Here is a 25,641-nt window from a genome sequence, read left to right as displayed (position 1 = left end):
ATCACATTGTTAATATGTTAATGATTGTGTTACTTAAATGTGAAATGTATGCTTCAGTTATCAGTAGTCATCCATGTGTCATGTACCATCATCTCGACGGGGAGGCCCTATCATGTCTGCTTTGTTAAAAGCCAGCCGTAATGATGCGATAATAGCCCGTTGTTTACAGACTATTTCCCAGTTAATTCCACTAACTTCAGCGGTGTTTTATCGAGTAAATAATCGTTTAAAACCCGAAAACTATATATTGCATAATATTTCCGATAATACGCACCAACAATATCTGGAAAACTTCCAGCCGCTGGATCCGCTTCTGCCGTCGCACTTTAGCCACCAGAACACCACCGTGGCGGCGATGACGCCGCGGCTCTGCGACCGCAACCGGCATTACTATCATGAATTTATGTTGCCGAATAACGTGCGCGACATGACCGAGATCTTTATCCGCCGCGAGCGGCGGATCGTCGCCGGTATCTCGCTGATGCGCGACGTGCCTTTCTCCAGCGAAGAGCGCCAGCGGGCCCAGGCGGTGCTGCCGCTGGTAGAGCTGGCCATTCGCGACTGCCTGCAGGAAGAAGATGATCTGCCCGCCATCCTGACGGCGAAAGAGCGGGAAATCGTCGGCATGGTGCGCGAAGGCGCCAGCAATAAGCTGATTGCCCGCCAGCTGGATATCTCGCTCTCGACGGTAAAAACGCACCTGCGCAATATTTTCGCCAAGACCGAAGTGGTCAATCGTACCGAACTGGTTTCCCGAACCTGGATGCCGGCCGCTCAGCGTACGCTGCATCTGTGATCTGACTTTCGCATCCCGCGCGCGCCGTGGCAGCACGGCGTTTTCCTGATGCCTGTGGGTATCACTCCCAGGAGGATCCTCCGGGGGAGGCTTTTTTGACCGGAGCACGCCCTACGATGTCGAGTACACCTCTCACTGATAATGCGCTTTCCCGGCCCGCCGGGCTGGTGGTGTCCCTGCGTTTGCTGGCGGCGATCGTGATTTTTGCCGCTATTGCGCCGGGTATTCTGATGACCGCGCCGGCGGTGGCGGAGCAGCTGGCCAGCGAATGGCAGCTAAAACCCGGGCAGATCGGCTGGCTGTTCTCAGCGGAGCTGGGGGCGATGAGTCTGGCGACGCTCCCGGCGTGGTGGTGGATGAGCCGCCTCGACTGGCGGCGGGTCGCTCTGATGGCCGGGGTGGTGTTTCTGACCGCCAACCTCGCCTCGGCGGTGGTCACCCAGTACGAGACGCTGCTGGCGGCGCGCTTTATCGCCTCGCTGGCGGGCGGCACGTTGATGATTTTGTGCATCAGCTGCGCGGCCGGAACGCCGAACCCGTCGCGGGTCTACGCCTTCTGGGTGCTCGGGCAACTGCTGTTAGGGATGCTTGGCCTGCTGGCGCTGCCCGGCCTGTTCGCGACCTTTGGCCTGAAGGTGGTGTATCTGATCCTCGCCGCCATCATGCTCTGCTGTTTGCCGCTGGTATCCGCTTTCCCTCCGCGCTTTCAACCGCTTTCAGTCTCCCGCCAGCAGCCGTCGACGGCGCTGTGGCGTCAGGCGCTGGCGGTGCTCACTTTCTATATCAGCCTTAGCGCCGTGTGGACCTTTATCGGCACCATCGGCAGCGCGGCGGGGCTGAGCCCGACGCAGGTCGGTCTGGTGCTGGCGGCGGCGACGGTTTGCGGCATTATCGGCGCCTGCGGCGCGGCCCTGCACGGCACCCGGCGGGCCGATCGTTTACCGGTGTGGCTGGGCTACGGCCTGTTGATCGTCAGCGTTGGGCTGCTGATCGGCCAGCCGCTGCTGGTGCGTTACGCCATCGCGGCGCTGCTGTTTAAGTTCACCTGGACCTTCGTGCTGCCCTTTATTCTCGCCCGCGTGGCCGGGCTCGATAACAGCGGTCGGCTAATGAACAGCATCAATCTGGTGATCGGCGGCGGCATGGCGGCTGGCCCGGCGCTTGCGGGGGCCTTACTGCAACACTTCGCCAGCGCCGACCCGCTGCTGGCGGCGGCAGGCGTCTGCGCGCTGCTGTCACTGATTTTAATTGTGGCGGCATCCGCCGCCGGGAAGGCTTAGCCCACGGGAGGATAGAGTGAAAAGAAAAACCGGTTTCTTTTTTGATGAACGTTGTTTCTGGCATAGTACCGGCCTGCACGCGGTGACGCTGCCGGTGGGCGGTTGGGTACAGCCGCCCGCCGGCGGCGGTCATGCTGAATCGCCAGAGACCAAACGGCGGATGAAAAACCTGATGGATGTCTCCGGGCTGACGCCGCAGCTGGCGCTGCGCAGCGCGGCGCCGGCGAGCCTTGAGGACCTGCGGCGGATCCACCCCGACAGCTATCTGGAGCGCTTCAAGGCGATAAGCGATAATGGCGGCGGCATGCTCGGCAAAGAGGCGCCGCTGGGGCCGGGCAGTTATGAAATTGCCTGTCTTTCCGCCGGGCTGGCCTGTGCGGCGGTGGAAGCGGTGCTGAAGGGGGAGCTGGATAACGCCTATTCGCTGTCGCGCCCGCCCGGACACCACTGCCTGCCGGACCAGTCGATGGGATTTTGTTTCCTCGCCAATATTCCCATTGCCGTCGAGCGAGCGAAAGCGCAGCTGGGGCTGGGCAAGGTGGCGATCATTGACTGGGATGTTCACCACGGTAACGGCACCCAGCATATCTACCTGCAGCGCGACGACGTACTGACTATCTCCTTGCATCAGGACGGCTGCTTCCCGCCGGGCTACGCCGGCGAGGACGATCGCGGCGTGGGCGCGGGCGAAGGTTACAACATCAATATTCCGCTGTTGGCCGGGGCGGGGGATGACAGCTGGCGCTATGCGCTGGAAACTATCGTTATTCCGGCGCTGGCGCGTTTTGAGCCGGAGCTGATTATTATCGCCTGCGGCTATGATGCCAACGCCATGGATCCATTAGCGCGGATGCAGCTGCACAGCGATAGCTTCCGGGCGATGACCGAACAGGTCCAGCAGGCGGCGGATCGCCTGTGCGGCGGGAAACTGGTGATGGTGCACGAGGGCGGCTACGCCGAATCCTACGTGCCGTTCTGCGGCCTGGCGGTGATGGAAGCCCTGAGCGGCATCCGCACCGAGGTCCAGGATCCGCTGCTGGAATTTATTCAACAGCAGCAGCCGCGCGCCACGTTCGCGCAGTTTCAGCGCCAGGCCATCGATCGGCTGGCGCAGCAGTTTGGCCTGCAATAGTCGCTCACGCTCACGTTGATCCCTAAAGTCCCAATATGGGACTTTTACTTTACTTAGTCCCGAAATGGGACTAGTCTCTGCCCATGAAGATAATCTCAGTGAAAACCTTAAGGGACTTCTGGGCGGAGAATCCCGACGCTGAACAACCGCTAAAGGCCTGGGTAGACGAAGCGACAAAAGCAGACTGGAAAACCCCGGCGGAGATAAAGGACCAATACCGCAGCGCAAGTATTCTGAAAAATAAGCGGGTGGTATTCAACATTAAAGGAAATGATTACCGGTTAATCGTAGCCGTTGCTTATCTGCGGGGGTGGGTGTTCGTTAAGTTTATCGGTTCGCATAAGGAATATGACGAGATAAACGCTGAGACGATAGAGAGGAAGTAAATGATGAATGTGAAGCCTATCCGCACTGAACAAGATTACGAGGCCGCGTTACGCGCGGTTGAACCTTTTTTTGATAATGAACCTGCGCCGGACACGCCGGAAGGGGATTTTTTTGAGGTGATGTGCCTGCTGATTGCTGAATATGAAAAAAAGCACTATCCCATCGAGCCGCCGACGCCGATAGAGGCGATCAAGTTTCGCATGGAGCAGCAGGGGCTGACCGTCAAAGATCTGGAGCCGGCGATTGGTAAATCGAATCGCGTGTATGAAATTCTCAATGGTACGCGCAACCTGACGCTCCCGATGATTCGCCGGCTTCACGCACAGTTCGGCATTCCTCTGGAGAGTCTGATCGGCGCGTGATGGCGCGGGCATCCGGCTCACTCATGCATCCACTGCCTTACTGCCTGATTAAACATCGCCAGCACGCTGAGCAGCAGCATCCGCTGCTGCGCTTCCAGCCGCAGATAACGGCGCAGCGGCGGCATTTTACAGACCACTTCGCTGGCGGCCCAGGGTTCAATGCTGCAGCGCCAGCCGCTACTATCAAAGGTCAGCGAAAAGCGGCGGTAATCCAGCTCGCTTAAGGTCTGCTGGAGATTAGGAAAACCGTTGAGATAGCAAGCGAGTTCCGCGCTGTCTTTGCCGCCGATAAAGCGGATCGGCTGGCGTTTCCACCAGCCGGATTGATGGGCGCGAATGTTACCGCGCACGGGCCGGGTCACCGGCCCCTCGACGACAAACTCGCAGCTGTGAATGCTGGCCATAAACAGCCGCTTCTGACGCACGCTGAAGGTGACGGCGGTGGCGTCGTTCAAGCGCAGCAGCGCGCTGCGTTCGCTCAGCTTTTCGCTGGGCCAGCCCGCCAGATCGCGCTGCACCGCGTTCATTAACGGCGTTTCAAACCAGGGGACGGAGGACATCTGGCGTCATCTCCCCGCGGGTCTGTTTTTCATAATTGTTGATGGCGCGCTCCACCACCTCTTCCACTACCTGCGGCTTGAACGGATTGACGCGCTGCACGCACACCGTCCAGAACAGGGCGTAAGCGGCGGTCAGGCCGAGCATTATGCCGAACGGCACCAGCACCTGGCGGCTGTCCATCCCGGGCGGCGTGATATTGACGATAGCGATGATGATCCCGACGCTGGAGATAATCTGCGGCAGCGGGAACCACGGCGAGCGGTAGGCGCGCGGCAGGTCCGGGCGGCGAATGCGCAGCATCACCACCGACAGAGTAACCAGCAGATAGGCGACGCCCCAGGCGCAGACCGCGGCGAGGATCAGCGGCACGATGCGGTCCAGATCGCCGTTCAGATACCAGGCGTGCAGGCAGGGGATCGCCACCCCGATGGCAATGGCGATCACCGGCGTCTTAAAGCGCGGATGCAGCCAGGTCAGGAAACGGGGCAGCGCGCCGTCCAGCGCCATGCCGTAGATAATACGCGGCACGGCGGCCATCAGCGTATTGATGGTGGCGCAGCCGGCCAACAGTAGCCCGACCCCCAGCCAGTACTGGCCGGCGTGGCCCATCACCCGTTCGGCGAAGGCCGGGATCGCCATCGGTGTATCCAGCAGATGGACGTTGTTGGCCGCGTCGAGCACGGTATTCTCCACCTGGCGGTTGATCGCCGCGCCGTAGATAAACATGCAGCTGGCGACCCCCAGCAGGCCCAGCGCCATCGCCCGCGGTATGGTGCGGTGGGCCTGTTTGATCTCCGGCGCCATCGGCGTCACCAGTTCGCAACCGACGAACATAAACATCGCCATGCCGATATAGCCGAACAGGCCGTTGATATCGCTAACGTTCAGCGGCGTGCCGAACCAGCCGGAAAGATGAGTCACCGGCGCCATAAAAATGCCGCACAGGCCGAAAATGGTCAGCGTGGTCCACATGCCGAAGGTCAGCACCACTTCGACCTTGCCGAAGATTTCCACGCCGATGGCGTTGAGCAAGCCGAAAATCACCACCATGCCGACGCCCACCATCCAGGTATTCTGGTGAGCGGCCATCTGGGCGTTAATCGACTCGAAGTTCACCAGCGCCATAATGCCCGCCAGGATCGTCTCCGCCGTCCCGGCGAAGATATGGACGATCAAGTAGGCGCACAGCGCGCCGGTGATAGCGAAGAAGCGGCCCATGCCGCAGGAGATATAGTCGTACACCGAACCGGTGGTGGGAATGAGCGTCGCCGCCTCGGCAAAGGTGGTGACCTGCGCCTGCATCATAATAAAGGCCAGCAGTACCGCCAGCGCGAAGGTATCGCCGCCCATGCCGAAGCCGCTGGTGACCGTCAGGATCACCGGGCTGGCCATGATCAGCCCGACGGAGCTGGCGAGGGTGGTCGGGAAGCCGACGACGCCGCGCTCAAGATGGCTGGCGAGTCTGTTACTAAACATAGTCAACCTCTGCACAATAATGGGGTAGGGCAGGGAATAGCCAGCGCCACTCCCGGATAGTCATAATTTAGGCGGGCATCCTGCTCAACGAATATCGTCCGGAAGGTGGAGGGCGGCGCATGATTCTGTGACGCAGTCGATGAATGTCGCGGCGGATAAACAATATGACCCCGAAAACCGGGGCCATCCGTCTTGCCACGTTGCGCCTGTTTCTGCCGGATGGCGGCTGCGCCTTATCCGGCCTACGGTCCGTGCGGCCTGCCTTTAATTTATTCACCATGCTGACTGAAACTGCCGGTGTTGGCGGCCTCAAAACCCCCGGTGGCGCCGCTTACCGGGGCCTCCCCTGTGCGCTCCCTGCGCCACGAGAGTCCCCCAGGCCCGTGCAAGCGCAGCGCCGCCGGGCATTATCAGTTTGTTAGCGGGTCTCGACGTTCGCCAGGTAGTGCTTCACAAAGCGCGGCGTCAGAATTTTCCACTCCACTTCGGTGCCCTGTTTAACAAACCAGCTGTCGCCCGGCGCAAAGCGCTGCGGCTCGCCGCCGGCGACGGTCAGCTCCACTTCGCCCTCCAGCACGGTGGCGTGCTCGGTAAACGGATAGGTCATGGTAAAGCTCCCCTCAGTGGACGAAAACAGTCCGCAGGTAAAGGCATCCTGCGGCTCGCCGTAGATCATCGCGCCCGCTACCTGCGGGTCGCCGGCGGTCGGCGTCGCGCCGAGCAGGCTGACGCTGCCGATCGGCTGCAGATCAGGTACCGGGTGTTTAAGTTTAAAAGCGTGCATAGCGTTCTCCTGGTTAACTCCGGCCTTTCCAGAAACCGGCGGTTTGATGCATCAGTTTTCCGGCCGTGACTAATAACAGACGCAGGCTGTCACGGCCGTGGATGGTCGCGTGAGGAATGCTGCTTAGCAGACGATAGCGGTCGGAACCGCCGTTGATCCCTTCGGCGAGGATTTTGCACACGATGTGCGACGGGGTGACGCCGAAGCCGGAGTACCCCTGGACGTAAAAGACGTTGTTATGGTCGCGTAAGGTGCCGATCTGCGGGAACAGGTTGGCGCTACAGGCCATCGGCCCGCCCCACGCAAAATCGATCTTCACATCCCTGAGATAGGGGAAGACCTCCGCCAGCAAGGTGCGGTTCCAGGCGGCGAAATCGTTCGGCGTATACTCCACAAAGCGGGTGGCGCTGCCGAACAGCAGGCGGTTTTCCCGGGTGACGCGGTAGTAGTTAATTACCGGGCGAATATCGCTGAAGGCGCCGCGCAGCGGGCTGATGCGTTCGATCAGTTCATCGGAGAGCGGCTCGGTCGACACCTGGTAGGAGTAAGTGACCAGCGTCTTGTTGTAGATCTCCGGCTCCATATTGTTGAGGAAGCTGTCGCAGGCCCACAGCAGTTTGGCGGCTTTGACGCTGCCCATCGCGGTGCGTACCCGCACCTGTTTGCCGTAATTCACTTCCACCACCGGCGAGGATTCGAAAATCTTCACCCCCAGCGAATGGGCGGCCTGCGCCGAACCGAGCAGCATATTGAGTGAATGGATCTGGCCGCCGCCCATATGTTTCAGCGCGCCGCAGTAGACCTCGGAGCCCACCACCTGCTGCACCTCTTTTCCGGTATACAGTTCGATCTCTTCATCCGGGGTAGCGGCTTTAAACTCCTTCTCCCACTGGCGCAGCGTTTTAAGCTGTCGCTGGTTATAGGCGAGATAGCCGTAGCCGGGCACGAAATCGGCGTCGATGTTATATTTGCGGATGCGTTCGCGAATGATGCCCGCGCCGAGGTTGGCGATTTTAAACAGCGTCTCCAGCCCCTCTTTGCCGACGTGCTTTTTTACCGCTTCGATATCGTGGCCGATACCGGCCATCACCTGGCCGCCGTTGCGCCCGGTGCCGCCGTAGCCGAGATGGCGCGCCTCCAGCACCACCACGTTGGTGATCCCCTGTTCCGCCAGCTCAAGGGCGGTGTTAATGCCAGAGAAGCCGCCGCCGATAATTACCACATCGGCTTCAATATCTTCCCGTAGCGCCGGGAAATGGAGGTGATATTTCTTCGTCGCGCCGTAGTAGTTCAGCGCATCGATCTTGATGTTCATCGCGTTACCCTGTGGTCTTGCCTGGCTCAAGACCCTCATCACAGCACGCCGCGCGGGCGTTGAATATCGTCCGGAAGAATGACGTTCTTTAGAACGATAGGCTGCGGCGGGAAGCCGTGCTGTGATGGGTTAACTTTGCTGAAAAACGGGTGCTGACGATGAGCGAGATAACCTTACTGGCGGAAGTGACCGCCTTCTTACGCCAGCCGCACGGGCAGTTTATTGCCGGTCAACGTGAGGCGGGCCGCGGCGCGCCGTTCGCGGTGATCAACCCGGCGACCGGGCGGGCGATTGCCGAGGTCACCGCGGCGGATAGTGACCAGGCGGATCGCGCTATGGAGAGCGCCCGCCAGGCGTTTAGTCAGTGGCGCGAGATGCCGACGCTGGCGCGCGGCGCGCTGCTGCTGAAGCTGGCGGACACGCTGGCAGAGCATCGCGAAGCGCTGGCGCAGCTGGAAAGTCTCTGTTCCGGCAAAACTATCACGCTGGCGCGGATGCTCGAGCTGGACCAGTCGGTGGCGTTCCTGCGCTACTTCGCCGGCTGGGCGGGGAAAGTCACCGGTGAAACGCTGGATGTCTCGCTGCCATCGATGGCCGGGGAGAAATATACCGCCTTTACCCGCCGCCAGCCGCTTGGGGTGGTGGTTGGCATCGTGCCGTGGAACTTCTCCATCATGATTGCCATCTGGAAGCTGGCGGCGGCCCTGGTCTGCGGCTGCACCATCGTCCTCAAGCCGAGCGAATATACGCCGCTGACGCTGCTGCGCGTGGCGGAGCTGGCAAAAGCGGTGGGTATCCCGGATGGGGTGATTAACGTGGTCAACGGCGCCGGCGGCGAGATTGCCCAGCGGCTGATTACGCATCCGGCCTGCGCCAAGGTGAGCTTCACCGGCTCGGTGGCCACCGGTGAAAAAGTCCAGCAGTCGGCCAGTGCGTCAGGTAAACGGGTGACCCTTGAGCTGGGGGGGAAAAACGCCGCGCTGTTCCTCGATGACCTGACGCCGGAGGCGATGGTCAACGGCATTATTGAAGCTGGCTACCTGAACCAGGGGCAGATTTGCGCCGCTGCGGAACGTTTTTATCTGCCGCAGGGAAAACTGGATGCGGTACTGGCGCTGCTGAAAGACAAGCTCAGCGCTTTTGCGCCGGGGTCGCCGCTGGATGAACGGACGCTGATGGGGCCGCTGGCCAACCGCCAGCAGTATGACAAAGTTTTGCGGCTCATTCAGACCGCCCGCGACGAGGGCGATACCATCGTCTGCGGCGGCGAAGCGCTGCCGGGGGAGGGCTATTTCCTGCAGCCGACCGCGGTCAAAGTGCGCAGCGAAGAGAGCACCCTGATGCGCGAGGAGACCTTCGGTCCGGTGTGCAGTTTTATCGGCTATCGCAGTGAAGAAGAGGCGCTGGCACGAATTAATGCTTCGCCGTATGGCCTGGCGGCCAGCGTCTGGTCGGATAATATTCGTCAGGCGCTACGCTACTCGGAGGCGATTGAGGCCGGCATCGTATGGGTCAATATGCATACCTTCCTCGACCCGGCGGTACCGTTCGGCGGTATGAAGGGCTCGGGCATCGGGCGCGAATTCGGCAGCGCGTTTATCGATGATTATACGGAGCTGAAGTCGGTGATGGTGCGCTATTAATCGCCGTTCAGCGACATAGCGCTGTCATGTGTCGCTTTGCGCCAGATAGGCAACACATTGTGTGCCTTCTGGCCTGCAACCCGGGCGGTGCACGGCATCGCTTCCGGGACGCTTTTCCCGTCACGGATCCTTTCTTCCCCTCGTAATCCGCCATTGCCGTAAAAAAAATCAGCAGATTATCTTTTTTGCCCGCCAGGACTTGTTTGACATTAGATAATGAGTATAGTTCTCATTCTCTTTTTCATTCGTAATTTTGGCAAGGTTCGAGCTGCGCCAGTGAGTCGTTCACTAAGAGTCGCGAAGGCGTAGGGTGACGTAAAGACAGCAGGCTGGAAACACACAATATCGGCCGCTGCGCGTCCATCGGGTCATTGATTTTTTATAGGGTTGATCCAATGAAATACACACTTCCGGCGTTGACGCTGGCCATCAGCGCGGCGTTAAGCGGCTGCGCGACGCCTCATTCCTCTGCCGTTTCCCAACCGGTTGTCGACTCGCCAGTCCCTAACGTGGCGCAACCGCTGCAGCGCCAGCTAGCGGAAGGGCTGTACGAGATGGCGTTAAGCCCGCAGGGTGATGCGCTGTACGTCGCCAGCGCTGAAGGCTTTAAAAATGTACAGGGCGGGGCGGTTTACACACTGGATCCGCACACCCTCAATACCATCGGCCTGACGCATACCGATCTGAAAAACTTCGCTTTACAGCTCTCTGCGGAGGGTAAAACGCTGTATGTCAGCAATTCGCTGGACGGCGGCATCAGCGCTATCGACACCGCCACCGGCAAGGTAAAAAACCGCCTGCTGTTCAGCGAGCGCAATGAAAAAGGTCGCCCTTATGGGGCCCGTCAGCTGCTGTTGCTGAATAATACTCTCTACGTTGGCGCGGTCGCCGACCCGGCGCAAATCTGGGTGGTTGACGCCACTACCCTGAAGCTGAAAACGCGGATTAAAAATACCGGTAAATGGATGACCGGCCTGCACTACTCCGCGCAAACCGGTCGCGTGTACGCCGCTAACGGCAGCGGTGAAATTCTGGTGATCAACCCGCGTAACCAACGCATTGAACAGCGCTGGAAGCCGCTGGGCGACAAGCCGGCGCTGCTGCTTAATATGGCCGAAGATAGCGACACCGGCCGTCTGTTCGTGACCGACAACTCGAAAGCGAAAACCACTCTGGTGCTGGATATCCACAGCGGCAAGCTGCTTAAACAGCTCGACGTCGGCGATTCGCTGGCGGTGCAGTTCAATAAGAAACGCCACGAAATTTATATTTCACAGCGTGAATCCGGCAAGGTCATCAGCCTTGACGCCAGCCGCTACACGCTGAAGAAAAGCTGGGCGCTGCCGGCCAATCCCAACAGCCTGCTGCTTTCCGCCGATGGTCAGACGCTGTTTGTCACCGTCAAACAGCCCTTCAATAAAGACCACTCCACTAAAGGCCCGGACAGCGTCGTACGTATCGACCTGAACGCGCAATAAAAATAACGGGTCCGGCGACGGGCCCTTTGATTCATTTATCCTCATCCATGGGGCAAATTATGCACACCACGCACTATTCATCCTTCCCGCTGCGTAAAACGCTGCTGGCCTTAGCCATCGGCGCCGCCAGTCAAACGGTGATGGCCGCGGACGCTGCCGCCGCGAAGCAGCCTGGCGAAGAGACCCTCATCGTCGAGGCTAACGAAACCAGCGATTTTAAATCCGGCGGCGACCTGGTGGTTCCGGCATTCCTCGATGGCCAGATCGCCCACGGCGGCCGTCTGGGGATGCTTGGCGAACAAAAAGCGATGGACGTCCCGTTTAACGTCATCGGCTATACCTCGAAGCTGATTCAGGATCAGCAGGCGAAAACTATCGCCGATGTCGTCAGTAACGACGCTGGCGTGCAGGCCGTACAGGGCTACGGCAACTTCGCCGAGACCTATCGAATCCGCGGGTTTAAGCTCGATGGCGATGACATGACGATGGGCGGCCTGGCGGGCGTGGTGCCGCGTCAGGTGATGGACACCCAGATGCTGGAGCGCGTTGAAATTTTCAAAGGGGCTAACAGCCTGCTTAACGGCGCGGCCAGCAGCGGCGTCGGCGGGATGATTAACCTCGAGCCGAAGCGGGCGGAAGATCTGCCGACCGCACGCGTTGGCGTCGACTATACCTCTGATTCTCAGGTGGGCGGCACCCTCGACCTGGGGCGCCGTTTCGGCGACAACAACCAGTTCGGCGCCCGGGTCAACCTGGTGCACCGCGAGGGTGAAGGCGCTATCGATAATGATAAACGCCGTACCACGCTGGCTTCGCTGGGGCTTGATTACCGCGGCGACCGTTTCCGCTCCTCGCTCGATTTCGGCTATCAGAAGAAAACGTTCCACGGTGGTACGATGGGCGTCAATATCAGCGGCGTGGATTTCGTTCCGGCGCTGCCGGACAACAGCAAAAACTACAGCCAGAAGTGGGGCTATAGCGATATTGAAAGCGAGTTCGGCATGGCGAAGGCAGAATATGACCTGACCGATAGCTGGACGGTATACAGCGCCCTCGGCGGCCAGCATTCGCATGAAATTGGTACCTACAGCGCGCCGAAGCTTCTGAATAAAAACGGCGATGCGACGGTGGGCCGCCTGGATACTAACCGCATTATCGACGCGATCAGCGGCATGGGCGGGGTACGCGGCGATTTCAATACCGGCGCGATTTCGCATAAGGTGAACCTCGGCTATGCGGCGCAGGTGCATACCGATGCGACCGCCTGGCGGATGTCGGCCAGGAACCCGACCACTAATATCTATGACAACCATGATGTGGCGATGCCGGATAACGCCTATTTTGGCGGCAACTACCACGATCCGCTGGTCACCTCGCGCAGCCGTACGCAGGGCTGGCTGCTGAGTGATACCCTCGGCTTCTTTAACGATAAAGTGCTGTTTACCGCCGCTGCTCGTCATCAGAAAGTGGTTGTGCGCAACTACAGCAACGCCACCGGGCTGGAAGATACCTCTTCGCGTTATACCCAAAGCCGCTGGATGCCGACGTTTGGCCTGGTGTACAAGCCGTGGGAGCAGCTGTCGCTGTATGCTAACCATACCGAAGCGCTGCAGCCGGGCTCTGTGGCGCCGACGACGGCGGCCAATGCCGGGCAGAGTACCGGGATCGCGCACTCGAAGCAGGACGAAGTGGGCGTCAAGATCGACTACGGTACGATCGGAGGATCGCTGGCGCTGTTTGAAATCAAAAAACCGAACGCCATTTCCGATACTGCTGGCAATTATGGCCTCGACGGCGAGCAGCGTAACCGCGGCGTAGAGATGAATGTCTTCGGCGAGCCGATGCTGGGGCTGCGTCTTAACGCCAGTACGGTGTGGCTGGATGCCAAACAGACTAAAACCGCTAAAGGCGCAACCGATGGTAAAGATGCCATCGGGGTGGCTAATTTCTACGCGGTGCTCGGCGCCGAGTATGATATTAAGCCGGTGGAAGGCCTGACCGCGACAGCGCGTGTCAATCATAGCGGCTCGCAGTATGCCGATGCGGCCAACACCAAGAAGCTGGATAGCTACACCACCCTGGATTTAGGCCTGCGCTATCGTATGCGCCTGAACGCCGACCAGAACGAAATGACCTGGCGCATCGGGGTGACCAACGTGACCAACGAGAAGTACTGGTCCGGCATTGACGATACCGGTACTTACCTGTTCGAAGGCGATCCGCGTACCGTCCGCGTCTCAATGAGCTACGACTTCTGACGCTAAAAAAAGCGGGGCGGGCGGCTGACGCTCGCCCCACGCAACTTGCGACAATCCCCCCTAAGTGATAAAAGGTGCCCCTTCGCAAAAACACACAGGGGAACGACGTGAAAGACGCGTCAACGTCGTCGGATGCCGTAGAAGAGAGCGGCCCGACGCTTCATCGCGGTTTACAGAACCGACATATTCAACTTATCGCCCTTGGCGGCGCGATTGGCACCGGCCTGTTTCTCGGCATTGGTCCCGCGATTCAAATGGCCGGCCCGGCGGTCTTACTGGGTTACGCCGTGGCCGGGATTGTCGCTTTTCTGATCATGCGTCAGCTGGGCGAAATGGTGGTGGAAGAGCCAGTATCCGGTTCCTTTGCCCACTTTGCCTATAAATACTGGGGGCCGTTCGCCGGCTTTCTCTCCGGCTGGAACTACTGGGTGATGTTCGTGCTGGTAGGGATGGCGGAGCTGACCGCCGCCGGGATCTATATGCAGTACTGGCTTCCCGACGTGCCCACCTGGGTTTGGGCGGCGGCTTTCTTCATCATTATTAACGCCGTCAACCTGGTCAACGTACGCTTGTATGGCGAAGCGGAGTTCTGGTTCGCGCTGATCAAGGTGCTGGCGATTATCGGCATGATTGCCTTCGGCCTGTGGATGCTGTTCGGCGGCCACGGCGGCAGCAAAGCCGGGTTCGACAATCTGTGGAAACACGGCGGCTTCCTCGCCACCGGCTGGCACGGACTTATTCTGTCGCTGGCGGTGATCATGTTCTCCTTCGGCGGGCTGGAGCTTATCGGCATCACCGCCGCCGAAGCGCAAAACCCGGAAAAGAGCATTCCCAAAGCGGTCAATCAGGTGGTCTATCGTATCCTGCTGTTCTATATCGGTTCGCTGGTGGTGCTGCTGGCGCTCTACCCGTGGGTGGAGATCAAATCCGACAGCAGCCCGTTTGTGATGATTTTCCATAATCTGGACAGCAACCTGGTGGCCTCCGCGCTGAACTTCGTCATTCTGGTGGCCTCGCTGTCGGTGTATAACAGCGGCGTGTACTCCAACAGCCGGATGCTGTTCGGCCTGTCGGTGCAGGGTAATGCGCCGAAATTTCTCGCCCGCGTCAGCAAGCGCGGCGTGCCGGTGAACTCCCTGCTGCTCTCCGGAATTATCACTTCGCTGGTGGTGGTGCTGAACTACCTGCTGCCGCATGAAGCGCTGGGGCTGCTGATGGCCCTGGTGGTGGCGACGTTGCTGCTGAACTGGATCATGATCTGTATGGCGCATCTGAAGTTCCGCGCCGCCCAGCGCCGCAAAGGGCGCGAATCGAAGTTCAAAGCGCTGCTGGCGCCCGCCAGCAACTACTTCTGCATTGCTTTCCTTGGGCTGATCCTGGCGCTGATGTGCACTATCGACGGCATGCGTCTGTCGGCGATCCTGCTGCCGGTGTGGATCCTGTTCTTGTTTATCGCCTTCAAACTGCTGCGCCGCCCGGCGTAAGCGAGATGCCCCGCCGTCCGGCGGGGCTGCCTGCCTTTTTATTGTGATCCTCTTCGCAGGCGGCGCATTTGCCTGGCGATCTTCTCTTTGTAATCGATTACTTTTGTTTTGAGCGGTTTTGTAATCGATTACTTTTCTGAGGGCGAGCAACATGGTCACAACAACAGAAGGTCGGGAAAGTGTCCGCGTGAGCCACCGTTTTCTGGTGCCGCGGCTGTCGTTAATGATGTTTATGCAGTTTTTTATCTGGGGCAGCTGGTCGGTGACCCTGGGGCTGGTGATGACCCGCTATGAGATGTCATTGCTGATCGGCGATGCGTTCTCCGCCGGGCCGATCGCCTCCATCTTGTCTCCCTTTGTGCTGGGGATGCTGGTGGATCGCTTTTTCGCCTCGCAGAAGGTGATGGCGGTGATGCACCTGGCCGGGGCGGCGATCCTGTGGTTTGTCCCGCAGGCGCTGGTGGCGCAGAACGGCGCCCTGCTGATTGGCCTGCTGTTCGGCTATACGCTGTGCTATATGCCGACCCTGGCGCTGACCAACAATATCGCCTTCCACAGCCTGGCCAATGTCGATAAAACCTTCCCGGTGGTCCGCGTGTTCGGCACCATCGGCTGGATTATCGCCGGGATCTGCATCGGGGTGACCGGTATCTCTGATACCACCGGCATCTTCACGCTGGCGGCGCTCTGTTCGGTCGCGCTGGCGCTCTACAGCCTGACGCTGCCGCACACCCCGGCGCCGGCCAAAGGCATGCCGGTTCAGTTTCGCGACCTGCTGTGCGCGGACGCCTTCGCGCTGCTGAAAACCCGCCATTTCCTGATTTTCTCCCTCTGCGCCACCTTAATTTCCGTGCCGTTAGGCACCTATTACGCCTATACCGCGTCGTATCTGGCGGATGCCGGCGTCAAAGATGTCAGCACCGCGATGTCGTTCGGTCAGATGTCAGAGATCGTCTTTATGCTGGTGATCCCGTTGCTGTTCCGTCGCCTCGGGGTGAAATACATGCTGCTCATCGGCATGGCGGCGTGGTTCGTCCGCTACGCCTTTTTCGCTCTCGGAGTCAGCGAGGAGGGGCGCTTCCTGCTCTATCTGGGCATTTTGCTGCACGGCGTGTGCTATGACTTTTTCTTTGTCGTTGGCTTTATCTACACCGACCGCGTGGCGGGCGAGAAGGTAAAAGGCCAGGCGCAGAGCATGATTGTGATGTTCACCTACGGGATCGGCATGCTGCTGGGCTCGCAGATCTCCGGCGCGCTGTATAACCATCTGGTGGCCGGCCAGAGCGTGCCTCAGGCCTGGGTGACCTTCTGGTGGATCCCGGCGGTGGCCGCCGCGGTTATCGCGCTGATTTTCCTTTTCTCTTTCCAGTACAACGAGAAAGAGCCGCACTAATTTTTCAGGAGGGGGTATGAAAACGATTAAGGGACCGGGCATTTTTCTGGCGCAGTTTATCGGGCCGCAGGCGCCGTTCAACACCCTGGCGGGGATAGCGCAGTGGGCCGCCGGCCTGGGGTACAAGGCATTGCAGATCCCCTGCAACCACCCGGCGATTTTTGATGTCGAGCGGGCGGCGGCGAGCCAGACCTACTGCGACGAGGTCAGCGGCATCCTGGCGGAGCATGGGCTGGTGATCAGCGAGCTGTCCACTCACCTTGAAGGACAGCTGGTGGCGGTGCATCCAGCGTATGACGCGGCGTTTGATGCCTTTGCCCCGGCGGCGCTGCATGGCGATCCGCAGGCGCGCCAGCGCTGGGCGGTGGAGAAAGTGCGCCAGGCGGCGGTAGCCTCCGGCCGCCTGGGGCTGCAGGCGCACGCGACCTTTTCCGGGGCGCTGGCATGGCCCTTTTTTTATCCGTGGCCGCCGCACAATCAGCCGCTTCTGGATGAGGCCTTTGCCGAGCTGGCACGGCGCTGGCGGCCGCTGCTGGACCTCTTCGACGAGCAGGGGGTCGATGTCTGCTATGAGATCCACCCCGGCGAAGACCTGCACGATGGCGTGACCTTTGAGCGTTTTCTTACGCTGGTGGATAACCATCCGCGCTGCAATATGCTCTATGACCCGAGCCACCTGCATCTGCAGCAGATGGACTACCTGACCTATATCGATATCTATCATGCGCGTATTAAAGCGTTTCACGTCAAGGACGCCGAATTTCGCCGCAACGGGCGCAATGGCGTCTACGGTGGATACCAGCCCTGGCAGCAGCGGGCCGGGCGTTTCCGCTCTCCCGGCGACGGGCAGATCGACTTCAAAGGGGTGTTCAGTAAGCTGACCGAATATGATTTTGCCGGCTGGGCGGTGCTGGAGTGGGAGTGCTGCCTGAAGGATAGTGAGACCGGCGCGCGCGAGGGCAGCGAGTTTATCCGCCGCCATATCATTCCCGTTGCAGGACGGGCCTTCGATGACTTTGCCGCCGGCGGGAGGGAATAACATGATTCAGGTCGCGATTATCGGGGCAGGGTTTATTGGCCCGGCGCATCTGGAGGCGCTGCGGCGGCTGGGAGATGTCGAGTTGGTGGCGCTGTGCGACAGCTGCCTTGAGGCGGCGCAGCGCAAGGCGCAGGCGTTGAACATTGCCCATGCCTACGACAGCGTGGAGGCGCTGCTGGCCCATCCGGGGCTGCAGGTGGTGCATAACTGTACGCCGAACCATCTACATGCCCAGATTAACCGGCAGATCCTCGCCGCCGGGCTGCACATCTTCTCGGAAAAGCCGCTGTGTATGACGGCGGAGGAGGCGCGGGAGCTGGTGGCGCTTGCCGCCCGGGCCGGCGTGGTGCATGGCGTCAGCTTCGTCTACCGCCAGTTCGCTATGGTCCAGCAGGCGGCGGCGATGATCCGCCATGGCGAGGTCGGCAGAATCTTCGCAGCGCACGGCAGCTATCTGCAGGACTGGATGCTGCTGGAGACCGACTACAACTGGCGGGTCGATTCGGCGCAGGGGGGGGCGTCGCGGACGGTGGCCGACATCGGCTCCCACTGGTGCGATACCGTGCAGTTTATGACCGGTCGGCGGATTGTCGAGGTGATGGCGGATCTGTCTATCGTCTGGCCAACGCGTAAAGCGCCGGTCAATGGCAAAGCGACCTTCAGCGCCGTTCACGAGGCGCAGGCATATGAAACGCGGCCTGTCGATACCGAGGACTTTGGCTCGGTGCTGTTGCGTTTTGACGATGGCAGCAAGGGCAGCTTTATGGTCTCTCAGGTGAGCGCCGGGCGGAAAAACCGTCTGGCGGTGGAGATTAACGGCAGCCTCTGTTCTCTGGCCTGGGATCAGGAAGTGCCCCAGCGGCTGTGGATCGGCCACCGCGAGCAGCCGGATCGCCTGCTCAGCGATGACCCGAGCCTGCTGCGGCCGGAAATCGCTGACAGCGCCCATTACCCCGGCGGCCATATTGAGGGCTGGCCGGACGCTTTTAAGAATATGATGGGACATTTTTATCAGGCGGTGCGCGCCGGGAAGATGCCGGCGGCCGGGGCCCGGCGCTTCGCCGCTTTCGACGACGGCGCCGATGTGATGTACATCATCGAGGCGATCGTCAAAAGCCATCAGCAGCAGCGCTGGGTCAGCGTCGAACGCTGAGCGCAGGCGGGGCGCAGGATTATTTCACCCCAAGATAGCCGTCGAGATAGGCACCGGAGAGCTCGTTGCCGAACAGGACGGCATCTTTATTTTCCATCGCATTATCCCATTTGTCGCTGGCATTGCCGGTGAAAGCGTGCTCGGTGCGGGTGCCCTGCGCCGCCTGCTGTTTGATGGCGTCCGCGGTGCGGCGGGCATCGCTTTCGCTCATGCCAGCGGCTTTATCCTGCTGTCCGCGGGCATACATCGCCGTAAAGGTCGGCAGGTTTAAACGGTAATTTTCCTGGCGGTTGACGGTGAAATTGCCGCCGACAAAATCGGAGCGGTGGGCGACGAAGGCGTAGGCATGGCGTTCCGGTGACGATTTTGACGAGGTGCAGCCGGTGATCGTTGCCAGGGCACAGCTGAGGGCGAGAATCGCGGTAGAGAGCCTCATGGGGATATCATCCTTAATCATAAAAGAAAAAATGGGGCGCAGGCGGTCTGTTGCGCCTCCTGCGCTAATGAGAATATGAAACGGCAAAAGGATGCGCGTTAACGGGGCGGGAGAGAAGCCCTGATTATTAATAGTTTTCCGGGACACCGTCTCGCTGAGCTACGCTTTCGCGCCAGGCTGGCAGGCCAATCAGAGGTCATTTATGATAGCCTGCAGGATCCACCTCTATCGCAGGAAGTGCAGGGTTTATGTCTATTCAGAAAATTGCTCGTCTGGCCGGCGTCTCGGTGGCCACGGTGTCGCGGGTGCTGAACAACAGCGATACGGTAAAAGCCAAAAACCGTGAGCGCGTGCTGCAGGCGATCAAAGAGAGCAACTATCAGCCGAACCTGCTGGCGCGTCAGCTGCGAACCGCCCGCAGCAATATGATCCTGGTGATGGTCTCCAATATCGCTAACCCCTTTTGCGCCGAGGTGGTGAAGGGGATAGAAGAAGAGGCGGAGAAGAATGGCTACCGCATTCTGCTGTGTAACTCCGGGTCGGATCTGGCCCGCTCGACCTCGGGCCTGCAGCTGCTCTCCGGCAAAATGGTCGACGGCATTATTACCATGAACGCGCTCTCCAGCCTGCCGGAACTGACCACCATGATTGGCGATGCGCCCTGGGTGCAGTGCGCGGAGTATGCCGACACCGGCAGCATCTCCTGCGTCGGGATTAACGACGTCGAGGCGGCTCAGGGGGCGGTGTCCCGACTGGCCGATAGCGGCCGCCGCCGCATCGCGCTCATTAATCACGACCTCAGCTATCGCTATGCCCGTCTGCGCGAGCGCGGCTATAAAAGCGTGCTGCACGTGCACGGTCTGGCGTATCAGCAGGTGACCTACGCGCAGGATCTTAGCGCGGCGGCCGGTAAACGGGCGATGGAGCAACTGCTGTCGCAAGACGAGAAGCCCGATGCGGTGTTTGCCGTTTCGGACTCCCTCGCCGCCGGGGCGCTGCGGGCTATCGCCCAGGCCGGACTGCGGGTGCCGGAGGATATCGCGGTGATCGGCTTCGATGGCACCGAGCTGGCGGAAGTGGTCTCCCCGCAGCTGACCACCGTCGAACAGCCCTCCCGGGCGATCGGCCGTACGGCGGTGTCTCTACTGATGAAACGCATCGACGATCCCGACGCTGCCGTCGAGCGGGTGATGATGGACTGGCGCGTGATAGACCGCGCCAGCGTCTGAGGATCAGCGGGAGAAGGCGCCGGTCAGCGCGCGAATATCGTTGCCGGTGGGCGTTTGATGAATGCGTAAGCCAAACTCATCCACCACAGCGAAGACATGGTCGAAAATATCCGCCTGGATCCCCTCATATTCCGCCCATACCACGGTGTTGGTGAAGCAGTAGATCTCGATCGGCAAGCCGTTGGCATCCGGCGCCAGCTGGCGCACCATCAGGGTCATATCCTGGCGGATGCGCGGATGATGGCGTAAATACTCCTGCAGATAGGCGCGGAAGGTGCCGACGTTGGTCATCCGCCGCTCGTTGAGGATCGATTGCTCCCCGGCGTACTGCTGGTTCCAGGCGCTAATCTCCTCGTGGCGTGAATCCATATAGGGTTTAAGTAACTTCGCCCGGATCAGGCGCTGCTGCTCCTGTTCATCAAGAAAATGAATGCTGGTGGTGTCGATGTTAAGGCTGCGTTTGATGCGGCGGCCGCCGGAGGCCGACATGCCGCTCCAGTTTTTAAACGAGTCAGAGACCAGCGACCAGGTCGGAATGGTGGTGATGGTATTGTCCCAGTTGCGCACCTTGACCGTGGTGAGGCCGATATCGATCACCGCGCCGTCGGCGCCGTACTTCGGCATCTCCAGCCAGTCGCCAAGCTTGAGCATATCGTTGGCAGAGAGCTGGATACCGGCCACCAGACCGAGGATCGGATCTTTAAACACCAGCATCAGCACCGCGGCCATGGCGCCGAGCCCGCTAATCAGGATCGCTGGCGACTGGCCTATCAGTAGCGAAATAATCAGAATGCCGATAATAATCGCCGTCACCAGCTTAATTCCCTGGAATATGCCCTTCAGCGGCAGCTGTGAGGCGGCGGGAAATTTCTGCGCCAGCTTTAAAATGACATCCAGCAGCGAGAAGAAGGACAGCATGGCATATATCATCACCCATAGCTGAGCCACGGTGATTAATATTTCCGCGGCCTCGCTGCCTTTTTGCAGCCACAGCACCGCCTGCACATTGACGATGATCCCCTGCAGGGTAAAGGCCAGTCGGTGAAAGAGTTTATTCTGCGTGATGATTTGCAGCCACAGATGGCTGCTGGCCAGCGCCCGTTTTTCAAATGCGCGCAGGACCACTTTGTGCAATATCAGATGCACGACCACGGCGGTGAACAAGATAATGCCGAAGATAATCATCAGCGAGCGGGTGGGGGTTATTTCGATTCCTAAGGCGGCAATTTGCGATATTAATTCCTGCATAACGTCTCCTGAATATCCAGCGGGTATGATGACCGCTGGATAGCTATTATGCAAATTACCGCCGCCGGTATTACGAGGCCACCGTCGCCGGCTGTCGGTTGAGATGATGGCGTAGCCACAGCGCTATCGCCCCCAGCAACAGCATCATGGCCACCTCGACCAGCAGAAAATCAATCAGCGCCTGCGGATAGTTTCCGCCGCCGCGACGGGCCAGCGCCAGGAACAGCGAACCAAGGATAGCCGGTCCGAGACCGAGGGTCGCCTGCTGCAGGGTGCTGAGGATTGCGCTCCCGGCCCCGGCGTCGCTGGCGCTGATATCGCGCATACCAATCCGATAAAAGCTGTTGACGATCAGCGCCTGGCCATAGCCGATCAGCGCCGTGGCGGGAACCAGCGTCAGGGCGTTGGTGGCGACGCCGAAGCGGGAGAAGGTGGCGCACAGCAGCAGGAGACCGGCGATCTGCACCGCCAGACCGGTCAGCAGGATCCGCCCCATGCTGTAGCGGGCGATAAGCCGCGGGGCATACAGCGCCGAAATAAAATAGGCCACGCCGAGGGCGATAAAGCTATTGCCGGACTGCCACGGCGCCATCCCCAGCCCCTCCTGCATGGTCAGCGCCATGCAGAACATAAAGCCGGACCAGGCGCTGAAAAACAGCAGGGCGATGGCCATCCCGAAGCGGATGCTGGTCAACTGCAGCAGACGCGGCGGCAGCAGAGGATGGTCGCCACGCTGCTGCTGGCGCAGGGCGCTCTGACGCATGGCGAACAGCAGCGGCAGGACCGCCACCAGCATCAGCTGCAGCCACAGCGGCCAGTGCAGCTCCGGACCGAGGGCCATCGGGAACAGCAGGCAGCAGAGGATCAGCGCGAGGTACAGCGTACCCTGCCAGTCAATCCGCGACGGCGTCTCGCGACGGGTTTCCGGCACATAGCGGCGGCTCAGAGCCAGCACCAGCAGGCAGATCGGCACATTGATAAAAAAGGCGTTGCGCCAGCCCAGCCCGGCGATGTCCGCCGACACCAGCCAGCCGCCGCCCATCTGACCGACGATAAAGGCGATCCCGCCGATCCCGCCATACAGGCTTATGGCCCGGGCGTGGGCGGGGCCTTTGAGGGTGACGTGCAGGGTCGCGAGGATCTGCGGCACAATCAGCGCCGCCCCGGCGCCCTGCAGGGTGCGGGCCGCCAGCAGGGCGCCGATGTTGTTCGCCATCCCGCACAGCAGGGAAGCGATGCCAAAGAGGGCGACGCCCCACATAAACAGGCGCCGGCGGCCATAGTTATCGCCAAGCTTACTGCCCATCGCCAGGCAGACGGCAAAGGCGACGCCGTACAGCGCGACGATAAGCTCCAGCTGCGTGGCGCTGGCCGCCAGGGTGTGGGTGATGGCGTCCAGCGCCACATTGGTGATCGAGGTATCAATAAGCGGCAGCATCTGGCCGCTCAGCAGCAGCAACAGACCGGCGCGGCCGGGTGAAACAGCAGACGTATTCATGGGATTCTCCATTGCGTCATTCAGCAGACCGACGTAGCATTACCGATAAATTAAACGGGTACCAGTTCCTGTCTATACTGGTATTGGCACTACTATGCTGGAGGGGTGATGACCACGATGCCGCAACGGGAGTCGACGATCGCCGTGCCGGACGATCGACGCAAACAGCTGGGGGCCTTTCTGCGCGCCCGCCGTGAAAGCCTCGATCCGCAGCGCCTGGGGTTGCCCCGGGTGGGCCGCCGGCGCACGCCGGGTCTGCGCCGGGAAGAGGTGGCGATGCTCGCCGACGTCGGCGTTACCTGGTACACCTGGCTGGAGCAGGGGCGGGAGGTGAATCCGTCGGAGGCGGTGCTGGTGGGGGTGGCGAATGCCCTGCAGTGCAGTCCGCTGGAGACCCGGCATCTGTTCGTGCTCGCCGGGCTGACCCCGCCGGAAGCCACCCAGGTGACGGTGTGCGAAGGCATCAGCCCAGGGACCCGCCGGATGCTGGACAGCCTGATGCCGCAGCCGGCCAGCATTCAGAAACCGAACTTTGATATTGTGGCGTGGAACGACAGCTTCTGCCGCCTGATGGGCATCGATTTCGCCACCCTCCCGGAAGAAGATCGCAACTGCATTTATCTCTATCTGACCCATGAGACCTGGCGCAGCCGGATCGAAAATCGCGATGTGCTGCCGACCTTCGTCTCCTATTTCCGCGCCGCGATGGCCGAGCACCGCGGCGATCCGGCGTGGGAAAACAAACTGGCGCGCTTTTTCGCCGCCTCGTCGGAGTTTGAAGCGCTGTGGCATCAGCGCTACGAGGTGCGCGGCGTGGAAAACCAGATTAAACATTTTAACCACCCGCAGCTCGGGCGATTCAGCCTGCAGCAGATGTACTGGTATTCGGCGCCGCGCAACGGCTCGCGCCTGCTGGTCTACCTGCCGATGGACGAGGCGGGCGAGCAGGCGCTGGCGTGGCTGGACCAACATTAATCACAGGGAATCAGATGGCTGGCAATGTGCCATCTTCGGGTATTGCCCGGCCGGCGCTGCTGGACGGTTCCCTCTCCCTCCGGGAGTAGGGGGGAAGGCAAAGCCCTGCCGGGAAGTCTTTTATGTTATCTGTGGCTTCAGCGCACATTGCGCTCCCGGTTAGTCTTCTGCGTTATGTCACTCATGGGGCAGGGAGCGCACAGGGGGCGGCCAGTCGCCGCCGCCCCCTGTACCCCCGGGCTCCGGCCAGCAACATCGCCGCTGCGCGGTACCTTCGACTTCTCCCTGCAGGCTTCGGGTCGGGCCGAGGCCGCGTCCGTGCAAAACACGGCCCTCAGCCCGCATCCATGCGGGCTGCCCCGGCCTGCCGGGAACGTCTCAGCGATGTTGAGGCCGCAACACCGGCAGTTTCAGTCGCACAAGTGGGTAAGTTAACGGCTGGCTGCTACGGACCGTAGGCCGGGTAAGGCGCCAGCCGCCACCCGGCAATAAAGCGGCTCCGTGCCTGATATCATGCTCGGCGGCGCTGCGCTTACGCGGGCTTACGGTAAGGAGTAACAATCTGATATATAAATGGTTAAGTAGGCCGGGGAGGGCGACAGCCGCTGCCCGGCAGAAAGGCGAGCATATTAGCGAAAACAGGTTTGTCATCAGTCTCAAGGAATGCCTATGAACGTAACCCGAAAAGAGCAGCGCATTATTCAGCGCGCGCTGAATGCCTGGCAGGCCAGCGGGGAGTTAACCCCCTCGGACAGCCAGCGGCTGGCGCAAACGATGCGCGTCTCCCCCTTCGACTGGCGGCGCCTGAGCCGCTATGCCTTCTGGACCGCGCTGGCCTGCGTGCTGATTTCCCTGGGCAGTCTGTTCGCCGACAGCGAGCTGGTGGCGTGGCTGCTGAGCCTGTTCAGCCACTCGGCGCTGATGCGGATCCTGCTGCCTGCGCTGCTGGCAGTCGCCTGCTACGGCTGGGGTTTTCGTCGCCAGCGGCGGGAGACGCAGTGGCACTACAGCACCGAGGCGATTTTGTTTCTGGGCGTCGTCTTTACCGCCGTGGCGCTATGGCAGCTTGGCGAACGGCTGGATAACGGCAGCGGCCATATCGCACCGCTGTTTCTGGCCGGATGCGTGATTTACGGCGCCATCGGCTATATTGCCCGCTCCGGGCTGGTGTGGCTCTTTTTTCTGCTGGCGCTGGGCAACTGGTTCGGCGCGGAAACCGGCTACGTCTCGGGGTGGGGCGCCTACTGGCTGGGCATGAACTACCCGATTCGCTTCGTCCTGTTCGGCGGCGCGCTGCTGGCGCTCTGCTACGGCGCGCAATCCCTGCTTCGCCAGCGGCAGCTGTTTACCGTCAGCAAGGCGATGGGCCTCACGTACCTGTTTATTGCGCTGTGGATCATGTCGATTTTCGGCAATTACGACGCAGAGAGCTGGTACCAGGTGAGCCAGGCGCGACTCCTGCCGTGGGGGCTGCTGTTTGCCGTAGCGGCCGGCGTCTGCATTTTTATCAGCCTGAAAACCGATGACGGAATGTTGCGCGGCTTCGGACTAACCTTCCTGGCGATCAATCTCTATACCCGTTTCTTTGAGTTTTTCTGGAACGGGATGCACAAAGTGCTGTTTTTCCTGATCCTTGCCGTCTCGCTGGCGGTGATTGGCCGCTATGCCGAGCGCATCTGGCATGCGGGGAACGTTAAACCATGAAAAATTAAGC

The 25,641-nt window shown here is 60.4% G+C and carries 22 protein-coding genes; 15 read left to right on the top strand and 7 right to left on the bottom strand.

What is annotated here, in order from left to right; genetic code table 11:
* Positions 1 to 112: 112 nt before the first annotated feature.
* From AB1E37_RS18910 to AB1E37_RS18890, 5 genes are all read left to right on the top strand, one after another.
* Positions 113 to 796 (top strand): LuxR family transcriptional regulator, encoded by a 684-nt coding sequence (locus tag AB1E37_RS18910; RefSeq protein ID WP_002892774.1) that lies wholly within the window; start codon positions 113 to 115, stop codon positions 794 to 796.
* Positions 797 to 912: 116 nt separating this feature from the next.
* The gene (locus AB1E37_RS18905) at positions 913 to 2,076 is read left to right on the top strand and encodes an MFS transporter (RefSeq protein ID WP_117116845.1); all 1,164 of its coding nucleotides are present in this window, start codon (positions 913 to 915) and stop codon (positions 2,074 to 2,076) included.
* A gap of 16 nt (positions 2,077 to 2,092) precedes the next feature.
* Positions 2,093 to 3,208 (top strand): class II histone deacetylase, encoded by a 1,116-nt coding sequence (locus tag AB1E37_RS18900; protein WP_004178883.1) that lies wholly within the window; start codon positions 2,093 to 2,095, stop codon positions 3,206 to 3,208.
* Between the two features lie 83 nt (positions 3,209 to 3,291).
* Entirely contained in the window at positions 3,292 to 3,594 is a 303-nt protein-coding gene (locus AB1E37_RS18895; RefSeq protein WP_004178884.1) for a type II toxin-antitoxin system HigB family toxin, read from the top strand.
* Positions 3,595 to 3,957, top strand: a complete 363-nt coding sequence (locus AB1E37_RS18890; protein ID WP_004178885.1) for a type II toxin-antitoxin system HigA family antitoxin — start codon at positions 3,595 to 3,597, stop codon at positions 3,955 to 3,957. It abuts the gene before it with no gap.
* 17 nt (positions 3,958 to 3,974) lie between these two features.
* On the opposite strand, the gene AB1E37_RS18885 is transcribed toward AB1E37_RS18890, so the two are convergent.
* The 4 genes from AB1E37_RS18885 to AB1E37_RS18870 all read right to left on the bottom strand — a co-directional run bounded on the left by AB1E37_RS18885 (position 3,975) and on the right by AB1E37_RS18870 (position 8,093).
* The gene (locus AB1E37_RS18885) at positions 3,975 to 4,517 is read right to left on the bottom strand and encodes a DUF3156 family protein (protein ID WP_032447391.1); all 543 of its coding nucleotides are present in this window, start codon (positions 4,515 to 4,517) and stop codon (positions 3,975 to 3,977) included.
* Positions 4,495 to 5,994 (bottom strand): APC family permease, encoded by a 1,500-nt coding sequence (locus AB1E37_RS18880; protein WP_032447392.1) that lies wholly within the window; start codon positions 5,992 to 5,994, stop codon positions 4,495 to 4,497. Before AB1E37_RS18880 ends, AB1E37_RS18885 begins: the two co-directional genes overlap by 23 nt.
* 418 nt (positions 5,995 to 6,412) lie before the next feature.
* Positions 6,413 to 6,778, bottom strand: coding sequence for a cupin domain-containing protein (locus AB1E37_RS18875; RefSeq protein WP_002892824.1), 366 nt, complete (start codon positions 6,776 to 6,778; stop codon positions 6,413 to 6,415).
* A 13-nt stretch (positions 6,779 to 6,791) separates the two neighbouring features.
* Complete coding sequence (locus tag AB1E37_RS18870; RefSeq protein WP_004176990.1) at positions 6,792 to 8,093, bottom strand: FAD-binding oxidoreductase; 1,302 nt, start codon at positions 8,091 to 8,093, stop codon at positions 6,792 to 6,794.
* 158 nt (positions 8,094 to 8,251) lie between these two features.
* Between AB1E37_RS18870 and AB1E37_RS18865 the strand changes: the two genes are divergently transcribed.
* The 7 genes from AB1E37_RS18865 (at position 8,252) to AB1E37_RS18835 (ending at position 18,541) form a co-directional block, all read left to right on the top strand.
* On the top strand, positions 8,252 to 9,736 hold the full coding sequence (locus tag AB1E37_RS18865; RefSeq protein ID WP_004151810.1) for an aldehyde dehydrogenase family protein: 1,485 nt from the start codon (positions 8,252 to 8,254) through the stop codon (positions 9,734 to 9,736).
* Between the two features lie 395 nt (positions 9,737 to 10,131).
* The gene (locus AB1E37_RS18860; RefSeq protein ID WP_004147457.1) at positions 10,132 to 11,214 is read left to right on the top strand and encodes a YncE family protein; all 1,083 of its coding nucleotides are present in this window, start codon (positions 10,132 to 10,134) and stop codon (positions 11,212 to 11,214) included.
* A gap of 59 nt (positions 11,215 to 11,273) precedes the next feature.
* Positions 11,274 to 13,472, top strand: coding sequence for a TonB-dependent siderophore receptor (locus tag AB1E37_RS18855; RefSeq protein WP_032447394.1), 2,199 nt, complete (start codon positions 11,274 to 11,276; stop codon positions 13,470 to 13,472).
* 107 nt (positions 13,473 to 13,579) lie between these two features.
* On the top strand, positions 13,580 to 14,956 hold the full coding sequence (gene pheP / locus AB1E37_RS18850; RefSeq protein ID WP_004178890.1) for a phenylalanine transporter: 1,377 nt from the start codon (positions 13,580 to 13,582) through the stop codon (positions 14,954 to 14,956).
* A 187-nt stretch (positions 14,957 to 15,143) separates the two neighbouring features.
* On the top strand, positions 15,144 to 16,349 hold the full coding sequence (locus AB1E37_RS18845) for an MFS transporter (protein ID WP_004198867.1): 1,206 nt from the start codon (positions 15,144 to 15,146) through the stop codon (positions 16,347 to 16,349).
* A 16-nt stretch (positions 16,350 to 16,365) separates the two neighbouring features.
* Complete coding sequence (locus AB1E37_RS18840; RefSeq protein WP_004191458.1) at positions 16,366 to 17,388, top strand: sugar phosphate isomerase/epimerase; 1,023 nt, start codon at positions 16,366 to 16,368, stop codon at positions 17,386 to 17,388.
* Position 17,389: 1 nt separating this feature from the next.
* Entirely contained in the window at positions 17,390 to 18,541 is a 1,152-nt protein-coding gene (locus tag AB1E37_RS18835) for a Gfo/Idh/MocA family protein (protein WP_032447395.1), read from the top strand.
* Positions 18,542 to 18,560: 19 nt separating this feature from the next.
* On the opposite strand, the gene AB1E37_RS18830 is transcribed toward AB1E37_RS18835, so the two are convergent.
* Positions 18,561 to 18,977: an Exc2 family lipoprotein gene (locus AB1E37_RS18830; RefSeq protein WP_004223473.1), complete on the bottom strand. Its 417-nt coding sequence runs from the start codon at positions 18,975 to 18,977 to the stop codon at positions 18,561 to 18,563.
* Between the two features lie 248 nt (positions 18,978 to 19,225).
* On the opposite strand from AB1E37_RS18830, the gene AB1E37_RS18825 reads away from it, so the two are divergent.
* Positions 19,226 to 20,206 carry a LacI family DNA-binding transcriptional regulator gene (locus tag AB1E37_RS18825; protein ID WP_004176981.1) on the top strand — a complete coding sequence of 327 codons (981 nt, stop codon included), beginning with the start codon at positions 19,226 to 19,228 and terminating at the stop codon, positions 20,204 to 20,206.
* 3 nt (positions 20,207 to 20,209) lie between these two features.
* Here AB1E37_RS18825 and AB1E37_RS18820 read toward each other — a convergent pair whose 3' ends face one another.
* A complete protein-coding gene (locus tag AB1E37_RS18820) occupies positions 20,210 to 21,454 on the bottom strand; it encodes a mechanosensitive ion channel family protein (protein WP_004191456.1) in 1,245 nt (414 codons plus the stop codon).
* Positions 21,455 to 21,524: 70 nt separating this feature from the next.
* Positions 21,525 to 22,952: an MFS transporter gene (locus tag AB1E37_RS18815; RefSeq protein WP_004223482.1), complete on the bottom strand. Its 1,428-nt coding sequence runs from the start codon at positions 22,950 to 22,952 to the stop codon at positions 21,525 to 21,527.
* A 108-nt stretch (positions 22,953 to 23,060) separates the two neighbouring features.
* On the opposite strand from AB1E37_RS18815, the gene AB1E37_RS18810 reads away from it, so the two are divergent.
* Together AB1E37_RS18810 and AB1E37_RS18805 are read left to right on the top strand one after the other, a co-directional pair.
* Entirely contained in the window at positions 23,061 to 23,927 is an 867-nt protein-coding gene (locus AB1E37_RS18810) for a helix-turn-helix transcriptional regulator (protein WP_004151823.1), read from the top strand.
* A 669-nt stretch (positions 23,928 to 24,596) separates the two neighbouring features.
* Entirely contained in the window at positions 24,597 to 25,631 is a 1,035-nt protein-coding gene (locus tag AB1E37_RS18805) for a DUF2157 domain-containing protein (protein ID WP_004223486.1), read from the top strand.
* Positions 25,632 to 25,641 lie beyond the last annotated feature (10 nt).

The organism is Klebsiella sp. Shm-1 (genome assembly GCF_040804525.1).
GTDB lineage: Bacteria > Pseudomonadota > Gammaproteobacteria > Enterobacterales > Enterobacteriaceae > Klebsiella > Klebsiella pneumoniae.
This window is presented reverse-complemented; position numbering and strand designations above follow the sequence as displayed.